The 17,677-nt window shown below is 67.9% G+C and carries 17 protein-coding genes; all 17 read right to left on the bottom strand.

Annotated elements, in window-relative coordinates:
• Positions 1–4: 4 nt before the first annotated feature.
• The gene (locus tag D9R14_RS21310; protein WP_121625426.1) at positions 5–1,675 is read right to left on the bottom strand and encodes a ribonuclease J; all 1,671 of its coding nucleotides are present in this window, start codon (positions 1,673–1,675) and stop codon (positions 5–7) included.
• Positions 1,676–1,726: 51 nt separating this feature from the next.
• Positions 1,727–2,497 (bottom strand): biotin--[acetyl-CoA-carboxylase] ligase, encoded by a 771-nt coding sequence (locus tag D9R14_RS21315; RefSeq protein WP_121625428.1) that lies wholly within the window; start codon positions 2,495–2,497, stop codon positions 1,727–1,729.
• Between the two features lie 4 nt (positions 2,498–2,501).
• Complete coding sequence (nuoN, locus tag D9R14_RS21320) at positions 2,502–3,932, bottom strand: NADH-quinone oxidoreductase subunit NuoN (protein WP_121625467.1); 1,431 nt, start codon at positions 3,930–3,932, stop codon at positions 2,502–2,504.
• Positions 3,933–3,947: 15 nt separating this feature from the next.
• Entirely contained in the window at positions 3,948–5,459 is a 1,512-nt protein-coding gene (locus tag D9R14_RS21325) for an NADH-quinone oxidoreductase subunit M (RefSeq protein WP_121625430.1), read from the bottom strand.
• Positions 5,460–5,463: 4 nt separating this feature from the next.
• Positions 5,464–7,389: an NADH-quinone oxidoreductase subunit L gene (gene nuoL / locus D9R14_RS21330; protein ID WP_121625432.1), complete on the bottom strand. Its 1,926-nt coding sequence runs from the start codon at positions 7,387–7,389 to the stop codon at positions 5,464–5,466.
• A gap of 4 nt (positions 7,390–7,393) precedes the next feature.
• A complete protein-coding gene (gene nuoK / locus D9R14_RS21335; RefSeq protein ID WP_121625434.1) occupies positions 7,394–7,702 on the bottom strand; it encodes an NADH-quinone oxidoreductase subunit NuoK in 309 nt (102 codons plus the stop codon).
• A 10-nt stretch (positions 7,703–7,712) separates the two neighbouring features.
• Entirely contained in the window at positions 7,713–8,339 is a 627-nt protein-coding gene (locus tag D9R14_RS21340; RefSeq protein ID WP_121625435.1) for an NADH-quinone oxidoreductase subunit J, read from the bottom strand.
• Positions 8,340–8,515: 176 nt separating this feature from the next.
• Positions 8,516–9,004 (bottom strand): NADH-quinone oxidoreductase subunit NuoI, encoded by a 489-nt coding sequence (gene nuoI, locus D9R14_RS21345; RefSeq protein WP_121625436.1) that lies wholly within the window; start codon positions 9,002–9,004, stop codon positions 8,516–8,518.
• A gap of 43 nt (positions 9,005–9,047) precedes the next feature.
• Positions 9,048–10,067: an NADH-quinone oxidoreductase subunit NuoH gene (nuoH, locus tag D9R14_RS21350; protein ID WP_121625437.1), complete on the bottom strand. Its 1,020-nt coding sequence runs from the start codon at positions 10,065–10,067 to the stop codon at positions 9,048–9,050.
• 185 nt (positions 10,068–10,252) lie between these two features.
• Positions 10,253–12,331 carry an NADH-quinone oxidoreductase subunit NuoG gene (gene nuoG, locus D9R14_RS21355; protein ID WP_121625439.1) on the bottom strand — a complete coding sequence of 693 codons (2,079 nt, stop codon included), beginning with the start codon at positions 12,329–12,331 and terminating at the stop codon, positions 10,253–10,255.
• A gap of 78 nt (positions 12,332–12,409) precedes the next feature.
• Entirely contained in the window at positions 12,410–12,769 is a 360-nt protein-coding gene (locus tag D9R14_RS21360; RefSeq protein ID WP_121625441.1) for a DUF8817 family protein, read from the bottom strand.
• A gap of 9 nt (positions 12,770–12,778) precedes the next feature.
• Positions 12,779–14,080: an NADH-quinone oxidoreductase subunit NuoF gene (nuoF, locus tag D9R14_RS21365; protein ID WP_121625469.1), complete on the bottom strand. Its 1,302-nt coding sequence runs from the start codon at positions 14,078–14,080 to the stop codon at positions 12,779–12,781.
• A gap of 5 nt (positions 14,081–14,085) precedes the next feature.
• A complete protein-coding gene (gene nuoE, locus D9R14_RS21370) occupies positions 14,086–14,769 on the bottom strand; it encodes an NADH-quinone oxidoreductase subunit NuoE (protein ID WP_121625443.1) in 684 nt (227 codons plus the stop codon).
• A 78-nt stretch (positions 14,770–14,847) separates the two neighbouring features.
• Positions 14,848–16,035 (bottom strand): NADH-quinone oxidoreductase subunit D, encoded by a 1,188-nt coding sequence (locus D9R14_RS21375; RefSeq protein ID WP_121625471.1) that lies wholly within the window; start codon positions 16,033–16,035, stop codon positions 14,848–14,850.
• Between the two features lie 32 nt (positions 16,036–16,067).
• Positions 16,068–16,697 (bottom strand): NADH-quinone oxidoreductase subunit C, encoded by a 630-nt coding sequence (locus D9R14_RS21380; protein WP_121625445.1) that lies wholly within the window; start codon positions 16,695–16,697, stop codon positions 16,068–16,070.
• Positions 16,698–16,730: 33 nt separating this feature from the next.
• Positions 16,731–17,315: a NuoB/complex I 20 kDa subunit family protein gene (locus D9R14_RS21385; protein WP_121625447.1), complete on the bottom strand. Its 585-nt coding sequence runs from the start codon at positions 17,313–17,315 to the stop codon at positions 16,731–16,733.
• On the bottom strand, positions 17,306–17,671 hold the full coding sequence (locus tag D9R14_RS21390) for an NADH-quinone oxidoreductase subunit A (RefSeq protein ID WP_121625449.1): 366 nt from the start codon (positions 17,669–17,671) through the stop codon (positions 17,306–17,308). The genes D9R14_RS21385 and D9R14_RS21390 overlap by 10 nt, the downstream gene beginning before the upstream one ends.
• Between the last annotated feature and the right edge of the window lie 6 nt (positions 17,672–17,677).

A 17,677-nucleotide genomic window follows, 5' to 3' on the forward strand; every position in this document is an offset into this window, starting at 1 on the left:
GCTATCAGACTTCGAGAACGTGCACGTGGCAAACCGGCTTTTTGCCCCATACCGCGTTCACCGCCGCGCGCACCGCCCGCTCCAGCGTCTCGGCGAGCGCCTCGGGATCGCGCCGGCGCGCCTTGGGCAGGTTCTCCAGGGTCGCGCTCACGGTGTCGAGCACATGGTCGAGCATGTCGACGCCGCCCTCCCCGCGCTCGGGAATGCCGGTGATCTCCACCGAGGGATCGCCGGCGATGCCGCCGTGCCGATCCACCGCCACCGAGACCGACACCACGCCCGCGAACGAGAGCTTGCGCCGCTCGGGGATGGCGCGGGCGGTCTCGGCCACCAGCAGGCGGCCGTCCTTGTAGAGCCGGCCGAACGGCAGGTCGTCCACCCGCTCCGCCGGGCCTGGCGCAAGGCGCACCACGTGGCCGTCATAGCAGGTGACCACCTCCGGCACGCCGAGGCTCTTGGCGAGCTTCGCATGCTCGTGCAGATGCAGCGCCTCGCCGTGCACGGGGATCGCCACCTGCGGGCGCACCATCTCGTACATCTGCTTGAGTTCGCCGCGCCGCGGGTGGCCGGAGACGTGCACCAGCCCGTCGCGATCGGTCATCACCTCCACGCCCCGGCGCACCAGAGCGTTGATGATGTGGTTCACCACCTTCTCGTTGCCGGGGATGGTACGCGAAGAGAACACCACGAGGTCGCCCGGCGAGAGGGCGATCTCGGGATGGTCGTCGTCGGCGATGCGCCGCAGCGCCGCGCGCTGCTCGCCCTGGCTGCCGGTGAGGATGGCCACCACCTTCTCGCGCGGCAGGAAGCCGAACGCGTCTGCGCCACGGAAGGCGGGCACGCCGTCGAGCAGCCCCTCCTCCCGCGCCACGCCGATGACGCGCTCCAGCGCCCGGCCCACCACCACCACCTCGCGCCCGTTGGCGCGCGCCGCCTGGGCGATGGCGCGCACGCGCGCCACGTTGGAGGAGAAGGTGGTGAAGGCGACGCGGTGCTTCGCCTTGCCGACGATCTCGGTGAGCGCTGCCGCAACGTCCGCCTCGGAGGGCGAGACGCCTTCGCGGATGGCATTGGTGGAATCGCAGATCAGCGCCCGGACGCCCTCGTCGCCCAGCGCCTTCAGCCGCTCGGTGTCGGTGGGCGGGCCCACCAGCGGCGTCGGGTCGAGCTTCCAGTCGCCGGTATGCACCACGAGGCCGGCCCCGGTGCGGATGGCAAGGGCATGGCTGTCCGGGATCGAATGGGCGACCGGCACGAACTCCACCGAGAACGGGCCGATGTCCACCGACGCGCCCGAGCGCACCACAGTGACCGGCAGCGACGAGGGCGCGCCCGGCTCGCCGGAGCGCTTGGCCTCCAGCAGGCCGGCGGTGAAGCGCGTGGTGTAGATCGGGCACTTGAGGCGCGGCCACAGGTCCAGCACCGCTCCCACGTGGTCCTCGTGGCCGTGGGTGATGACGAGGCCGGCGATGTGCTTCTTCTCCGCCTCCAGGAAGCGGATGTCGGGCAGCACCAGGTCGACGCCCGGCGCCTCGGGACCGGCGAAGCTCATGCCGAGGTCCACCACCAGCCAGGTGCGCGCCTTGCGCGGGCCGTAGCCGTAGAGGGCGAGATTCATGCCGATCTCGCCGACGCCGCCCAAGGGCGCGAATACCAACTCGTCGGGTTGTGCCATCTGTTCCGCCGTTTCCATCCCGCGGCGCGCCGTGCGCCGCGGCTGCGGACCCTAGAGGTCCGGCTTGATGAGGGAGACGTCGCCGGCCGTGATGATCTCCGCGACGCCGTCCTTGCGCCTCAGCATCAGGGCGCCGCGCGCGTCGATGTTCTCGAACCGGCCCACCACCTCGCGCTCGCCCACCTTGACGCTCACCTGGTCGCCCATGCCGAGAGCATGGCGCATCCATTCGGTGCGGATCTCGGGGAAGCCGGCGCCGGCGTTCCACTGGCTGATGCGGGCCGCCATGGCGATGTCGAGCGCCTCCAGCACCCGGTCGGGCGCGGCGGGGGCGCCCGCGGCCTCAAGCGAGGTCGCGGGATAAGCGAGGCCGTCCGGATGGTGCAGGCAGTTGACGCCGAAGCCGATCACCGCAGCCGGGCGGCCATAGGCGTCGGAGCCGCCCTCCACCAGGATGCCGGCGAGCTTGGCGCCGTCGATCAGGAGGTCGTTGGGCCATTTCAGCTTGAGGCGGTCGGCGCCGATGTCGGGCGCCGCCCGCGCCACCGCATCGCGCAGCGCGAGGCCGGCGACGAAGCACAACTGGGCGAGATTCGCGGCCGGCGCCGGGTTCGGCAGCACCAGAGTGGCGAACAGGTTGCCCACCTCGGAGGTCCAGGGGCGGCCGCGCCGGCCGCGGCCGGCGGTCTGCACGTCCGCCACCAGCCACACCGGCATGGTCTCGCCACGCGCAAGGCGCGCGAGCCCCTCGGCATTGGTGGAGCCGATCTCGGTGTAGCGGACGATGGGAACCGTGGAACCCTGGAATTCGTATGCGGCCATTCGATCAGAAGAGCGAGCGGGCGGCGGCACCCGCCGCCTCGATGAGGGGAGCGGGATAGACGAAATAGAAGATCGTGAAAAGCCCGCTCACGCCGAGCACCGCCTTCAGCTCGGACGGCATGGGGTCGAACGCCTCCGCCGGCTCGTCGAAATACATGATCTTGACGATGCGCAGGTAGTAGAAGGCGCCCACAACCGATGCGAGCACGCCGATCACCGCGAGCCAATAGAGCCCGGCCTGGATCGCGGCGAGGAACACATAATATTTGGCGAGGAACCCGGCGAGCGGCGGGATGCCGGCGAGCGAGAACATGAGCGCGGCCAGCAGCAGCGCCATCACCGGGTTGCGGGTGCCGAGCCCCGCGAGATCCTCGACGCTCTCCACCGCCTGGCCCTTGCGGCGCATGGCGAGCACGCAGGCGAACGAGCCGAGCGTCATGGCGACATAGATCGCCATGTAGACCAGAACGCCGCGCACCCCCTGCTCGGTGCCGGCGGCGAGGCCCACCAGCGCGAAGCCCATGTGGCCGATGGAGGAATAGGCGAGCAGGCGCTTGATGTTGCGCTGGCCGATGGCGGCGAAGGCGCCGAGCACCATGGAGGCGATGGCGACGAAGGCGACGATCTGCTGCCACTGGTGGGTGACGTGCGGGAACGCCTCCGCCGTTACGCGCACGAAGATCGCCATGGCGGCGGCCTTGGGCGCGGTGGCGAAGAAGGCGGTGACCGGGGTCGGCGCGCCCTCATAGACGTCCGGCGTCCACATGTGGAACGGCACGGCGGAGACCTTGAAGCACAGGCCGGCCAGGAGGAAGACTAGGCCGAAGATCAGGCCGAGCGACGGCTCCTTCACCACGGTGGCGATCACCGAGAAGTTCACCGAGCCGGTGAAGCCGTAGATCAGCGAGGCGCCGTAGAGCAGCATGCCCGAGGAGAGCGCGCCGAGGACGAAATACTTCAGGCCCGCCTCGGTGGAGCGGACCGAATCGCGGTTGATCGCGGCCACCACGTAGAGCGAGAGGCTCATCAGTTCGAGGCCGAGATAGAGCGCGATCAGGTCGCCTGCGGACACCAGGATGCACATGCCGAGCGTCGCCAGCAGCACCAGCACGGCATATTCGAACTTCTGCTGCTTCTCCCGGTTCAGCCAGTCCACCGCCATGACCAGCGAGACCGTGGCGCCGGCGAGCGCCAGGAACTTCATGAAGCGCGAATAGGTGTCGATCACCATCGAGCCGTTGAAGGCGACCACCTCGCCGGCGGGGGCGAGCAGCACCAGCAGCGCCGCCGCCGCGAGCACAGCGATGGCGAGCCCCGTCACGAGGTTCGCCGCGGCTTCCCCGCGGAACGCGCCGATCAGGATCAGCGCGATGGCCGACACCGCGAGCACAAGCTCGGGCAGGACCGCGGCGACGGGAGGCAGGAGCTGCGACATGGCGGTCATCCGGGATCAGAAGGGAAGGAGCAGCGCGGTCTTCACCGCCGCCGCCACCTGGTCGGTGCGCGCGATCACCGTGCCCACCGCGCTCGACGTCATGTTGAGGATCGGCGCGGGCCACACGCCGAAGAGGATGGTCAGCACCACCAGCGGCGCCATGATCGCGATCTCGCGCGGCGAGAGGTCGGCCATGGCCTTCAGGCTGTCCTTCTCCAGCGGCCCGAAGATCACGCGCAGATAGAGCCAGAGCGCATAGGCCGCCGACAGGATCACGCCGGTGGCGGCGAAGAAGGCGATCCAGGTGTTGCGCTCGAAGGCGGCGAGCATGGTGAGGAACTCGCCCACGAAGCCCGACGTGCCCGGCAGGCCCACGTTCGCCATGGTGAACACCATGAACACGGTGGCGTAGAGCGGCATGCGGTGCACCAGCCCGCCATAGGCGGCGATCTGGCGCGTGTGCATGCGGTCGTAGATCACGCCCACGCACAGGAACAGCGCGCCGGAGACGAAGCCGTGCGAGATCATCAGGAACATGGCGCCCTGCAGCCCCGCCTCGTTCATGGCGAAGATGCCCATGGTCACGAAGCCCATGTGGGCGATGGACGAGTAGGCGATCAGCTTCTTGATGTCCTCCTGCACGAGGGCCACCAGCGAGGTGTAGATGATCGCCACCACCGAGAGCGTGAACACCAGCGGCGCGAACAGGTGGCTCGCCTCCGGGAACATGGGCAGCGAGAAGCGGATGAAGCCGTAGCCGCCCATCTTCAGGAGGATGCCGGCAAGGATCACCGAGCCGGCGGTGGGCGCCTCCACATGGGCGTCGGGCAGCCAGGTGTGCACCGGCCACATGGGCATCTTCACCGCGAACGAAGCGAAGAAGGCGAGCCACAGCCAGGTCTGCATGCCGGACGGGAAGCCAAACTTCATCAGGGTGGGCACGTCGGTGGTGCCGGCCTGCCAGTACATGGCCATGATGGCGAGCATCATCAGCACCGAGCCGGCGAGCGTATAGAGGAAGAACTTGAACGCCGCATAGATGCGCCGCTGCCCGCCCCAGATGCCGATGATGAGGAACATCGGGATCAGGCCGCCCTCGAAGAAGAAGTAGAAGAGGACGAGGTCGAGCGCGCAGAAGGTGCCGACCATCAGGGTCTCGAGCACCAGGAAGGCGATCATGTATTCCTTCACCCGCTTGTGCACGCTCTCCCACGAGGCGAGGATGCAGAACGGCATGAGGAAGGTGGTCAGGATCACGAACGGCAGCGAGATGCCGTCGACGCCCATGTGGTAGGCGGCGACGTCGCCGAGCCAGGCTTTCTTCTCCACGAACTGGAAGCCGGGGGCGGCCGGGTCGAAGCCCGGCAGCAGCAGCAGCGACACGACGAAGGTGACGAGCGTCGTCCACAGCGCCACCCAGCGGGCGTTGCGCGCGGTGACTTCGCTGTCGCCCCTCACCGCCAGGATGAACAGCGCCCCCACCAATGGCAGGAAGGTGACGACGGAGAGGATGGGCCAACCGGTCATCGCGTCACACTCCGGCGAACATGAACCAGGTGATGAAAGCCGCGACGCCAATGAGCATCACGAAGGCGTAGTGGTAGAGGTAGCCGGACTGGAGCCGCACCACCCGCCCCGTCACGTCCATGACGCGCGCGGAGATGCCGTCCGGCCCGAGGCCGTCGATGACGGTGCCGTCGCCCCGCTTCCACAGGAACCGGCCGAGCCAGAGCGCCGGCTTGACGATCAGGAAGTCGTAGATCTCGTCGAAGTACCACTTGTTCAGAAGGAAGCGGTAGAGCGCGTCCTGCGACCGCGCGAGCTGCCCCGGAACCGATGGGTCGAGCACGTAGAACCAGACCGCGAAGGCGGTGCCGATCAGCATCATCAGCGTCGGCGCCCACACCGCCCAGCCCGGAATCTCGTGCATGGCGTGCAGGATGTGGTTCTCCGCCCCCATGAAGATGGAGTGGCGGAAGAAGTGCTCCACCCCATGGCCGACAAACACGCCGTAGAAGGCCATGCCGGCGAAGATCGCGCCGACCGACAGCGCGGCCAGCGGGATGGTCATCACCAGCGGGCTCTCATGGGCGTGGTCGTAGTGGTGGTGGTCGTGCGGCTTGCCGTGGAAGGTCATGAACACCAGGCGCCACGAATAGAAGGCGGTGAGCGCGGCGGCGATCACGGTCAGCCAGTAGCCGTAGACCCGGAAGTAGTTGTGGCTGGCATAGGCCGCCTCGATGATGGCGTCCTTGGAATAATAGCCCGCGAGCGGCGGCACGCCGGTGATGGCGAGCGTGCCCACCAGCATCACGCCGTAGGTGAAGGGGATCTTCTTCCACAGCCCGCCCATGTGGCGCATGTCCTGCTCGTGGTGCATCGCGTGGATCACCGAGCCGGCGCCGAGGAACAGCAGCGCCTTGAAGAAGGCGTGCGTGAACAGGTGGAACATGCCGATGGAATAGGCCCCCGCCCCCATGGCGACGAACATGTAGCCGAGCTGGGAGCAGGTGGAGTAGGCGATCACCTTCTTGATGTCGTTCTGCACCAGGCCGATGGTCGCCGCGAAGAACGCGGTGGTGGCGCCGACCAGCATGACGATGTCGAGCGCGGTGGGCGACAGCTCGAAGATGGGCGACATGCGCGCCACCATGAACACGCCGGCCGTCACCATGGTGGCGGCATGGATGAGCGCCGACACCGGGGTCGGGCCCTCCATGGCGTCGGGCAGCCAGGTGTGCAGCAGGAACTGCGCCGACTTGCCCATGGCGCCGACGAACAGCAGCAGCGCGATCACCGTCGGCGCATCCCAGTGATGGCCGAGGAAGTGGATGGTCTTGCCGGCGAGCGAGGGCGCCTGGGCGAACACGGTCTCGAACGCCACCGAGCCGGTCATCACGAACAGCGCGAAGATGCCGAGCATGAAACCGAAGTCGCCGACGCGGTTGACCACGAACGCCTTCATGGCGGCGGCGTTGGCGGACGGCTTCTGGTACCAGAAGCCGATCAGCAGGTACGAGGCGAGGCCCACGCCCTCCCAGCCGAAGAACAGCTGCACCAGGTTGTCGGCGGTCACCAGCATCAGCATGGCGAAGGTGAACAGCGACAGATAGGCGAAGAAGCGCGGGCGGCTCGGGTCCTCGTGCATGTAGCCGATGGAATAGAGGTGCACGAGCGAGGACACGGAGGTGACGACGATCAGCATGATCGCGGTCATGGTGTCGATGCGCAGCGCCCAGTCGATCTTCAGGTCGCCCACATAGATCCACTTCATCACCTGCACGCGCGCATCGTGGCCGGAGAAGCCGACGTCGATGAAGACGATCCAGGCGAGCAGGCAGGCCACGAACAGGAGCGAAGTGGTGACGATCTCGCTCGCGCGGGCGCCGATGGAGCGGCCGAACAGGCCGGCGATGAGGAAGCCGACGAGGGGCAGGAAGACGATCGCCTGATACATGGCCTCAGCCCTTCATGGCGTTGATGTCCTCGACGGCGATCGAACCGCGGTTGCGGTAGAACACCACGAGGATGGCGAGGCCGATGGCCGCCTCGGCCGCCGCGACCGTCAGCACCAGCAGCGCGAAGATCTGGCCGGTGAGATTGCCGAGGAAGGCCGAGAAGGCCACGAGGTTGATGTTCACGGCGAGCAGGATCAGCTCCACCGACATCAGGATGACGATCACGTTCTTCCGGTTGAGGAAGATGCCGAGCGTCCCGAGCGTGAACAGGATCGCCGCGACGGTGAGGTAGTGGGAGAGACCGATGTCCATTGCCGCCCCCTCAAAGGCCCTGGCCGGGGCGCACCTTGACCACCTCGATGGCGGTCTTGGCGGTGCGCTCCACCTGGGCGGAGATGCTCTGGCGCTTTACCCCGGCCTTGTGGCGGAGCGTGAGCACGATGGCGCCGATCATGGCGACGAGCAGCACGAAGCCCGCCGCCTGGAAGAAGTAGATGTAGTCCGTGTAGAGCACCTGGCCGATGGCGCGCACGTTGCTCACCGCCTCGGCGCCGGCGGGCGCCACGTTGGCGGCAGCGGACACCGCCTGGGCGACCCCCGGCCCGGTGGCCCAGGCGCCCAGCACCAGCACCAGCTCGGCGAGGAAGATGGCGCCGACGATCATGCCGATGGGCAGATATTGCAGGAAGCCCTGGCGCAGCTCCACGAAGTCGACGTCCAGCATCATGACGACGAACAGGAACAGCACCGCCACCGCGCCCACATAGACCACCACCAGGATCAGCGCGAGGAACTCCGCGCCGATCAGGATGAACAGGCCCGCCGCGTTGACGAAGGCGAGGATGAGGAACAGCACCGAGTGCACGGGATTGCGCGAGGAGATCACCATGAAGGCGGACGCAATCAGCACGAAGGCGAAGAGATAGAAGAACGCTGCCGCGACACTCATGCGCCGAGCCCCCCTGCCCGCGGCGCGCCCGCGCCGGTCATTGCCGGCGCCGGACGGCGGCCGGTCGATCGATTGCCTTCACGCATCCCAAAAGTCCACTGTCGAGATGCCGCGCAGGACGCCCGGCACCGATCCAATCCCCGCGGCCGGCTTGAGGCCGGCCGATCCCCGCCTGCTCAGCGGTATGGCGCATCCATGGCGATGGCGCGCGCCAGCTCGCGCTCCCACCGGTCGCCGTTCGCGAGCAGCTTTTCCTTGTCGTAATAGAGTTCCTCGCGCGTCTCGGTGGCGAACTCGAAGTTCGGCCCCTCGACGATCGCATCCACCGGGCACGCCTCCTGGCAGAAGCCGCAATAGATGCACTTCACCATGTCGATGTCGTAGCGCGTGGTGCGGCGCGTGCCGTCGTTGCGGCGCGGGCCGGCCTCGATGGTGATGGCCTGCGCCGGGCAGATCGCCTCGCACAATTTGCACGCGATGCAGCGCTCTTCCCCGTTCGGATAGCGGCGCAGCGCGTGCTCGCCGCGGAAGCGCGGCGAGAGCGGGCCCTTCTCGAACGGATAGTTCAGCGTCGCCTTGGGCTTGAAGAAATAGCGCATGGCGAGGAAGAACCCCGAGACCAGCTCGGTGAGGAACAGGGCGCGCGCGGCCTGATCGAGCTTCATGTGCGCTCTCCCGGAAGGCGGTGCGTTTGAGGAGCGGAGCGGGTCATTTCGGCGCCATCCCGGTGAAGTGCAGGACGCCCGCGACCACCACGACGGCGACGAGGGAGATCGGCAGGAACACCTTCCAGCCGAGCCGCATGAGCTGGTCGTAGCGATAGCGCGGCACCATGGCCTTGGCCATGGCGAACAGGAAGAACATGAAACACACCTTGATGACGAACCACACGAGGCCCGGCACCCAGGTGAAGGGGGCGAACGGCAGCGGCGAGAGCCAGCCGCCGAGGAACAGGATGGTGGCCATGGCGCACATGGTCAGGATGGCCACGTACTCGCCCAGCATGAACAGCAGGTAGGGCGTCGAGCCGTACTCGGTCATGAAGCCGGCGACCAGCTCCGATTCCGCTTCGACGAGGTCGAAGGGCGGGCGGTTGGTCTCCGCCAGCGCCGACACGTAGAAGATCACGAACATCGGGAACAGCGGCAGGAAGTACCAGTTCAGCAGCCCGAGCCTGCCGTTCTGCGCCTCGACGATCTCGGAAAGGTTCAGCGAGCCGGCGCACATCAGCACGGTGATGATGACGAAGCCGATGGAGACCTCGTAGGACACCATCTGCGCCGCCGAGCGCAGCGAGGCGAGGAAGGGATACTTCGAGTTCGAAGCCCAGCCGCCCATGATAATGCCGTACACGCCGAGCGACGAGATGGCGAAGATGTAGAGCACGCCGACATTGAGGTCGGCGATCACCCAGCCGTCGGCGATCGGCACCACGGCCCAGGCGGCGAGCGCCAGCACGCAGGTGACCAGCGGCGCCAGGAGGAACACCGCCTTGTTGGCGCCCGCCGGGATGGTGGGCTCCTTCAGCACGAACTTCAGCAGGTCGGCGAACGACTGCAGCAGGCCGAACGGCCCCACCACGTTGGGCCCGCGCCGCAGTTGCACCGCCGCCCAGATCTTGCGGTCGGCGAGCAGGATGTAGGCGACGAAGATCAGGAGCGCCACGAGCAGCGCGAGGCTCTGCCCGAGGATGATGAGCACCTGGATAAGGGTGTCCTGCCAGTTCATGTCCTTGATCCCGTGCTGCTTATCTGGCGGCTTGCCCTCTCCCGCTTGCGGGGGAGGGTTGGGAGGGGGAAAGGCGCCGGCCGGGCAGCGGCGCGATCACGCGATGCGCCCCTGGCCCGCTCCCTGGCCCCCTCCCCGGCCCTCTCCCGCAAGCGGGGGAGGGAGATTTCGCTTGCGCCCATCCCCTATTCCGCCGCTTCCGCGGCGGCCTCCAGGCGCAGGGCCGAGCACTCGGCCATCACGGCCGAGGCGCGGGCGATGGGGTTGGTGAGGTAGAAGTCCTCGACCGCCGACACGAACGCCGCCTTGTCGGTGGCCCCACCCTTCTGCGCCAGCGCCGAGAGCGCGGCGGGATCGGCGGCGAGCGCCTCGTCCACATGGCCGAGGTGCGGATAGGCCTCCACCAGCAGGGCGCGCAGCGCCATCAGGCTGTCGAACGGCAGCGTCTGCTTGAGCACCTCGGAGAGCGCGCGCAGGATCGCCCAGTCCTCGCGCGCCTCGCCGGGCGGGAAGGCGGCGCGGTTGGCGAACTGCACCCGGCCTTCCGTATTCACGTAGAGGCCGCTCTTCTCGGGATAGGCGGCGCCGGGCAGGATCACGTCCGCCCGGTGGGCGCCGCGATCGCCATGGGTGCCGAGATAGACCACGAAGGCGCCGGGGGCGACGTCCACCTCGTCCGCGCCCATGAGGAAGGCGACGTCCAGCGCGCCGGGGGCGCACATGGCGGCGACGTCGAGCCCGTCCTCGCCCGGCACCGCGCCGACATCGAGCGCGCCGACGCGGGCGGCGGCGGTGTGGAGCACGGCGAAGCCGTTCCAGCCTTCCTTCACAGCGCCGGCCGCCAGCGCCACCTTGGCGGCGAGCGACAGCACGGCGGCGCCGTCCGGACGGGCGAGCGCGCCCTGGCCGACGATCACCATGGGCCGCTCGGCGGCGCGCAGGGTCTCGGCGAAGGTGCCGGCGCCGGCGAGGTCGGCGAGGCTTTCGGGACCTGCGCCGAGATATTCATAGGAGTAGGTCAGGTCCACCTGCGGGCCGATGACGCCCACCCTCAGGCCGCCCATGCGCCAGCGCTTGCGGATGCGGGCGTTGAGCACGCTCGCCTCGTGGCGCGGATCGGTGCCGACCAGCAGGATCGCGTCCGCATCCTCGATGCCGGCGATGCCGGGATTGAACACATAGGTGGCGCGGCCGGACGCAGGATCGAGCGCGGCGCCGTCCTGGCGGCAGTCGATGTTCTTAGAGCCGAGCCTGTCCATCAGCGCCTTGAGGGCGAACACCTCCTCGACGCTGGCGAGGTCGCCGATCAGCGCGCCCACCTTGGCCGGCGCGGCGGCCTTCACCCTGGCGGCGATGGCGGCGAACGCCTCGCTCCAGGTGGCGGGAACGAGCCGGCCGTCCCTGCGCACATAGGGCCGGTCGAGGCGCTGCATCTTCAGGCCGTCCCACACATAGCGGGTCTTGTCCGAGATCCACTCCTCGTTCACCGCCTCGTTCATGCGCGGCAGGATGCGCATGACCTCGCGGCCGCGGGTGTCGATGCGGATGTTGGAGCCGACCGCGTCCATGACGTCGATGGACTCGGTCTTGATGAGCTCCCAGGGCCGGGCATGGAAAGCGTAGGGCTTGTGGGTGAGCGCGCCCACCGGGCACAGGTCCGCGACGTTGCCCTGGAGCTCCGAGCGCATGGCGTGCTCGAGATAGGTGGTGATCTCCATGTCCTCGCCGCGGCCGATGGCGCCGAGGTCGGCGACGCCCGCCACCTCGGTGGAGAAGCGCACGCAGCGGGTGCACTGGATGCACCGGTTCATGGAGGTGCGCACCAGCGGGCCGATATACTTGTCCTCGACCGCGCGCTTGTTCTCGGCGAAGCGCGAGGTGTCGGCGCCGTAGGCCATGGCCTGGTCCTGCAGGTCGCACTCGCCGCCCTGGTCGCAGATCGGGCAGTCCAGCGGGTGGTTGATGAGCAGGAACTCCATCACCCCTTCGCGCGCCTTCTTCACCATGGGGCTCTTGGTGAGCACCACGGGCGGCTCGCCGTTGGGGCCGGGGCGCAGGTCCTTCACCGCCATGGCGCAGGACGCCGTGGGCTTGGGCGGCCCGCCCTTCACTTCCACCAGGCACATGCGGCAATTGCCGGCGATGGACAGGCGCTCATGGAAGCAGAAGCGCGGAATCTCGACGCCCGCCGCCTCGCACGCCTGGAGCAGCGTGAACTCGGCGGGCACATCGACCTCGGTGCCATCGACGATGATCTTGGCCATCCGCTCACTTCCCCGAACAACTTGAGACCAGGAGCGCGCCTCGCGGCCGCGCCCATCCCGTCAAACCACCCCGTGCCTTCAGCCGGGAACCGGAACCCCGAACCGCAACAAATTGCCGTCCGGGTCCCACACATAGAATTCGCGCATGCCCCACTCCCGGTCCTGGACCTCGGAGATGCGCCCGCCCTCCGCCGCGCCCGCCATGGCCGCGTGCAGGGCCTCGATATCGTCCGGCCGCACATAGACCGAGGTCGCCTCGGCGATGGCCTTGTCGGCGCAGCGCCAGAAGTGGATCTCGAAGTCCGCGTCGCGGCCGACGATGGCGTAGTCATCCATCGTCCACTTCACCGCGAAGCCCAGCTTGTCGCGGTACCACGCCGCGGCCGCCGAGGGATCGGCCGCCGGCAGAGTGGGACAGAGCTGGGTGATGCGCGCCATCCCCTCCCCCTACTCCGCCGCCACCGGCACCGGGTCCGGATGCGGGTTCGCCGCATACTGGTCGATGCGCTCTTCGATCACGTGCCGGTAGTGGCGGATCAGGCCCTGCACCGGCCACGCGGCCGCATCGCCCAGCGCGCAGATGGTGTGGCCCTCGATCTGGGTCGTCACCTCCAGCAGCATGTCGATCTCGCGCTTCTGGGCGCGGCCCTCGGCCATGCGGTTCACCACGCGCCACATCCAGCCGGTGCCCTCGCGGCACGGCGTGCACTGGCCGCAGCTCTCGTGCTTGAAGAAGGCGGAGATGCGGGCGATCGCCTTGATGATGTCGGTGGACTTGTCCATCACCAGCACGCCCGCCGTGCCGAAGGACGACTTCACAGCGCGGGTGCCGTCGAAGTCCATGATGAGGTCGGCGCACTGCTCCGCCGGGATCACCGGGCAGGAGGCGCCGCCGGGGATGATGCCGAGCAGGTTGTCCCACCCGCCGCGAATGCCGCCGCCGTGCTTCTCCACGAGCTCCTTGAAGGGGATGCTCATGGCCTCTTCCACCACGCAGGGCGTGTTCACGTGGCCGGCCAGCGAGAACAGCTTGGTGCCCACGTTGTTCGGGCGGCCGATGGCAGCGAACCAGGCGGCGCCGCGCCGCAGGATGGTGGGGGCGACCGCGATGCTCTCCACGTTGTTGACCGTGGTGGGGCAGCCGTAGAGGCCCATGTTCGCCGGGAAGGGCGGCTTCAGGCGCGGCATGCCCTTCTTGCCTTCGAGGCTCTCCAGCAGCGCCGTCTCCTCGCCGCAGATATAGGCGCCGGCGCCGTGGTGCAGATAGAGGTCGAAGGGATAGTCGTGGACGTTGTCCTTGCCGATGAGGCGCGCCTCATAGGCCTGGTCGATCGCCGCCTGGAGGCGCTTGCGCTCGAAGATGTATTCGCCGCGGATATAGATGTAGGCCGCGTGCGCGCCCATGGCGAAGGAGGCGATCAGGCAGCCCTCGATCAGCGTGTGCGGATCGTTGCGCATGATCTCCCGGTCCTTGCAGGTGCCGGGCTCGGATTCGTCGGCGTTCACCACCAGATAATGGGGGCGCCCGTCGGACTGCTTCGGCATGAAGGACCACTTCATGCCGGTGGAGAAGCCGGCGCCGCCGCGGCCGCGCAGGCCGGACGCCTTCATCTCGTTGATGATCCAGTCGCGGCCCTTCTCCAGGATCGCCTTGGTGCCGTCCCAGTTGCCGCGCCTGAGCGCGCCCTCCAGACCGAAGTCGTGCAGGCCGTAGAGATTGGTGAAGATGCGGTCCTTGTCGGCGAGCATGGCGGTCACTCCCCGGGGGTCGGCGCGGCGTCGCCGGACACGGGCGCCTCGGCGGTCGAGGTCCCGTTGGCGCTCGATCCGCGGGTGTAGAGCGCGGGGTCGGTGAGCACGCGCGCCCCGCCCTCGGGCTCGGCGCCGTGGCGCGAATTCTGCGGCCCCACCTTCACCGGACGGCCGGCGGCGAGATCATCGAGCAGCTTCTCGAAGTTCTCGGGCGTGAGGTCCTCGTAATAGTCGTCGTTGATCTGCACCATCGGCGCGTTGGTGCAGGCGCCCAGGCACTCGACTTCCAGCCAGGAAAAGGTGCCGTCGGCGGTGATGTGGCGCTCCTCGCCGATCTTCTTGCGGCAGACCGCCTTGATGTCCTCGGCGCCGCGCAGCATGCAGGGCGTGGTGCCGCAGAGCTGCACGAAATACTTCCCCACCGGTTCCAGGTTGAACATGGTGTAGAAGGTGCACACCTCCAGCACGCGGATGTGCGGCATGCCGAGTCGGTCCGCCACGGCGCGGATGGCGGGCTCGGGCAGCCAGCCGCCGGCGGCCTTCTGGGTCTCCCAGAGCAGCGGCACCACGGCGCTCGCCTGGCGCCCTTCCGGATACTTGGCGATCAGCTTGACGGCGATGTCCTCCAGCTCCGGCGTGAAGGCGAAGCTGTCGGGCTGCTCGGCGGCGAGGCGGCGGACGGACATGTCAGGTTCCCAGGCCGGCAATGCGGGCGTCGGTGCAGCAAAGGCACCGGAGCGAAAGGCGAGGACGGAGGGCGCGGCTCACCGGTCCACCTCCCCGAACACGATGTCGAGCGAGCCGAGGATCGCCGAGACGTCGGCCAGCATGTGGCCGCGGCTGAGGAAATCCATCGCCTGGAGATGGGCGAAGCCCGGCGCGCGGATCTTGCAGCGATACGGCTTGTTGGTGCCGTCGGACACCAGATAGACGCCGAACTCGCCCTTGGGCGCCTCCACCGCGGCATAGACCTCGCCTTCCGGCACGTGGAAGCCCTCGGTGTAGAGCTTGAAGTGATGGATGAGCGCCTCCATGGAGCGCTTCATCTCGCCCCGCTTCGGCGGCGCCACCTTGTGGTCCGGCGTGTGCACCGGGCCGCTCTCCTTCAGCAGGCGCTCGACGCACTGCTTCATGATCCTGGTGGACTGGCGCATCTCTTCCATGCGCACCGCGTAGCGGTCGTAGCAGTCGCCGTGGCGGCCCACCGGGATGTCGAACTCGAGCTCCGAATAGCACTCGTAGGGCTGCGCGCGGCGCAGGTCCCACGCCGCGCCGGAGGCGCGCAGCACCGGGCCGGAGAAGCCCCACGCCAGGCAGTCCTCCAGCGACACCACGCCGATGTCCACGGTGCGCTGCTTAAAGATGCGGTTTTCGGTGACGAGGTCGTCGAGGTCCTTCACCAGCTTCAGGAACGGGTCGCAGAAGGCGCCGATGTCCTCGACGAGCTGGCGCGGCAGGTCCTGGTGCACGCCGCCGGGGCGGAAATAGGCGGCATGCATGCGGCTGCCCGAGGCGCGCTCATAGAAGATCATGAGCTTCTCGCGCTCCTCGAACCCCCACAGAGGAGGGGTGAGCGCGCCCACGTCGAGGGCGAACGTGGTGACGTTGAGCAGATGCGACAGCAGCCGCCCGATTTCGGAATAGAGCACGCGGATGAGCTGGGCGCGCCTCGGCACCTCGATGCCCAGCAGCTTCTCCACCGCAAGGCAGAAAGCGTGCTCCTGGTTCATCGGCGCGCAATAGTCGAGCCGGTCGAAATAGGGCACGGCCTGGAGATAGGTCTTGGTTTCGATCAGCTTCTCGGTGCCGCGGTGCAGCAGGCCGATATGCGGATCGACCCGCTCCACCACCTCGCCGTCCAGCTCCAGCACGAGGCGCAGCACGCCGTGCGCCGCGGGATGCTGCGGGCCGAAATTGATCTGGAAGTTGCGGACCTTGTCCACGGGCTTCATGTCGTCGAGGGTCTGTGCCATGGCCTTGTCCCTCACCCGGCCTTGGGCGGCGCGGGCGGCGGCGCCTTCTCGTCGCCCGGCAGGACGTATTCGACGCCCTCCCAGGGAGAGAGGAAGTCGAAGTTGCGGAACTCCTGCGGCAGGCGCACCGGCTCGTAGACCACGCGCTTCAGCTCGTCGTCGTAGCGCACCTCCACGAACCCGGTGGTCGGGAAGTCCTTGCGCAGCGGGTGGCCGTCGAAGCCGTAGTCGGTCAAAAGGCGCCGCAGCTCCGGATGGCCGGTGAACAGGATGCCGTAGAGGTCGTAGGCCTCGCGCTCGAACCAGTTGGCGCCCGGGAACACCGAGGTGATGGAGGGCACCGGGGTGTCCTCGTCGGTCGCCACCTTGAGGCGGATGCGCAGGTTCTGCTTCAGCGAGAGCAGGTGGTAGACCACGTCGAAGCGCTTCTCGCGCGCCGGATAGTCCACACCACACACGTCGACGATGCACTGGAACAGGCAGGCCGGGTCGTCCCGCAGGAAGGTTGCGAGCTTCACGATCTGGGCCGGCTCGACCTCAAGGGTCAGTTCGCCGTGCGCGAGCGTCCACGCCCGCACCGCGCCCGCAACCGCAGCGGCGCCGGTGACGTGGGCCGCAAGGTCATTCAACGTCTCGTCCATCTCGACACGTCCCGTTCTGGACCGCGTGGCGGCTCAGCGTTCGATGGTTCCGATACGGCGGATCTTCTTCTGCAGCAGCAGAATGCCGTAGAGCAGCGCTTCCGCCGTAGGCGGGCAGCCGGGCACGTAGATGTCCACGGGCACGACGCGGTCGCAGCCGCGCACCACCGAGTAGGAGAAGTGATAGTAGCCGCCGCCATTGGCGCACGACCCCATGGAGATCACGTAACGCGGCTCCGGCATCTGGTCATAGACCTTGCGCAGCGCCGGGGCCATCTTGTTCGTCAGCGTGCCCGCGACGATCATCACGTCCGACTGGCGCGGCGAGGCGCGCGGCGCGAAGCCGAAGCGCTCCACGTCGTAGCGCGGCATGGAGGCCTGCATCATCTCCACCGCGCAGCAGGCGAGGCCGAACGTCATCCACATGAGCGAGCCGGTGCGCGCCCAGGTGATGAGGTCGTCCACCGTGGTGACGAGGAAGCCCTTGTCGGCCAGCTCGGCGCTGATCTCCTGGAAGAAGGGATCGTCCGCGCCCACGGGGCGGCCGGTGGAGGGGTCGACGATGCCCTGATGGTCGGTCTCGACGTCGGGCACCGTGGCTGAAGGGGTCAATCCCATTCCAAAGCTCCCTTGCGCCACTCGTAGATGAAGCCGACCGTCAATACGCCGAGGAACATCATCATGGACCAGAAGCCGAGATCGCCGAGGCCGCCGAACGTCACGGCCCAGGGGAACAGGAAGGCCACTTCCAGGTCGAAGATGATGAACAGGATCGCCACCAGATAGAATCGCACGTCGAAGGTCATGCGCGCGTCGTCGAATGCGTTGAAGCCGCACTCATAGGCGGAGAGCTTCTCCGGGTCCGGGTTCTGGTAGGCGACGATGAAGGGCGACACCAGCAGGGCCAAGCCTATCACCAGCGAGACGCCGATGAAGATGACCACCGGCAGGTAGTCCATGAGCAATGCGTTCATTGGTCC

The sequence above is a fragment of the Xanthobacter tagetidis genome, from assembly GCF_003667445.1.
Lineage (GTDB): Bacteria > Pseudomonadota > Alphaproteobacteria > Rhizobiales > Xanthobacteraceae > Xanthobacter > Xanthobacter tagetidis.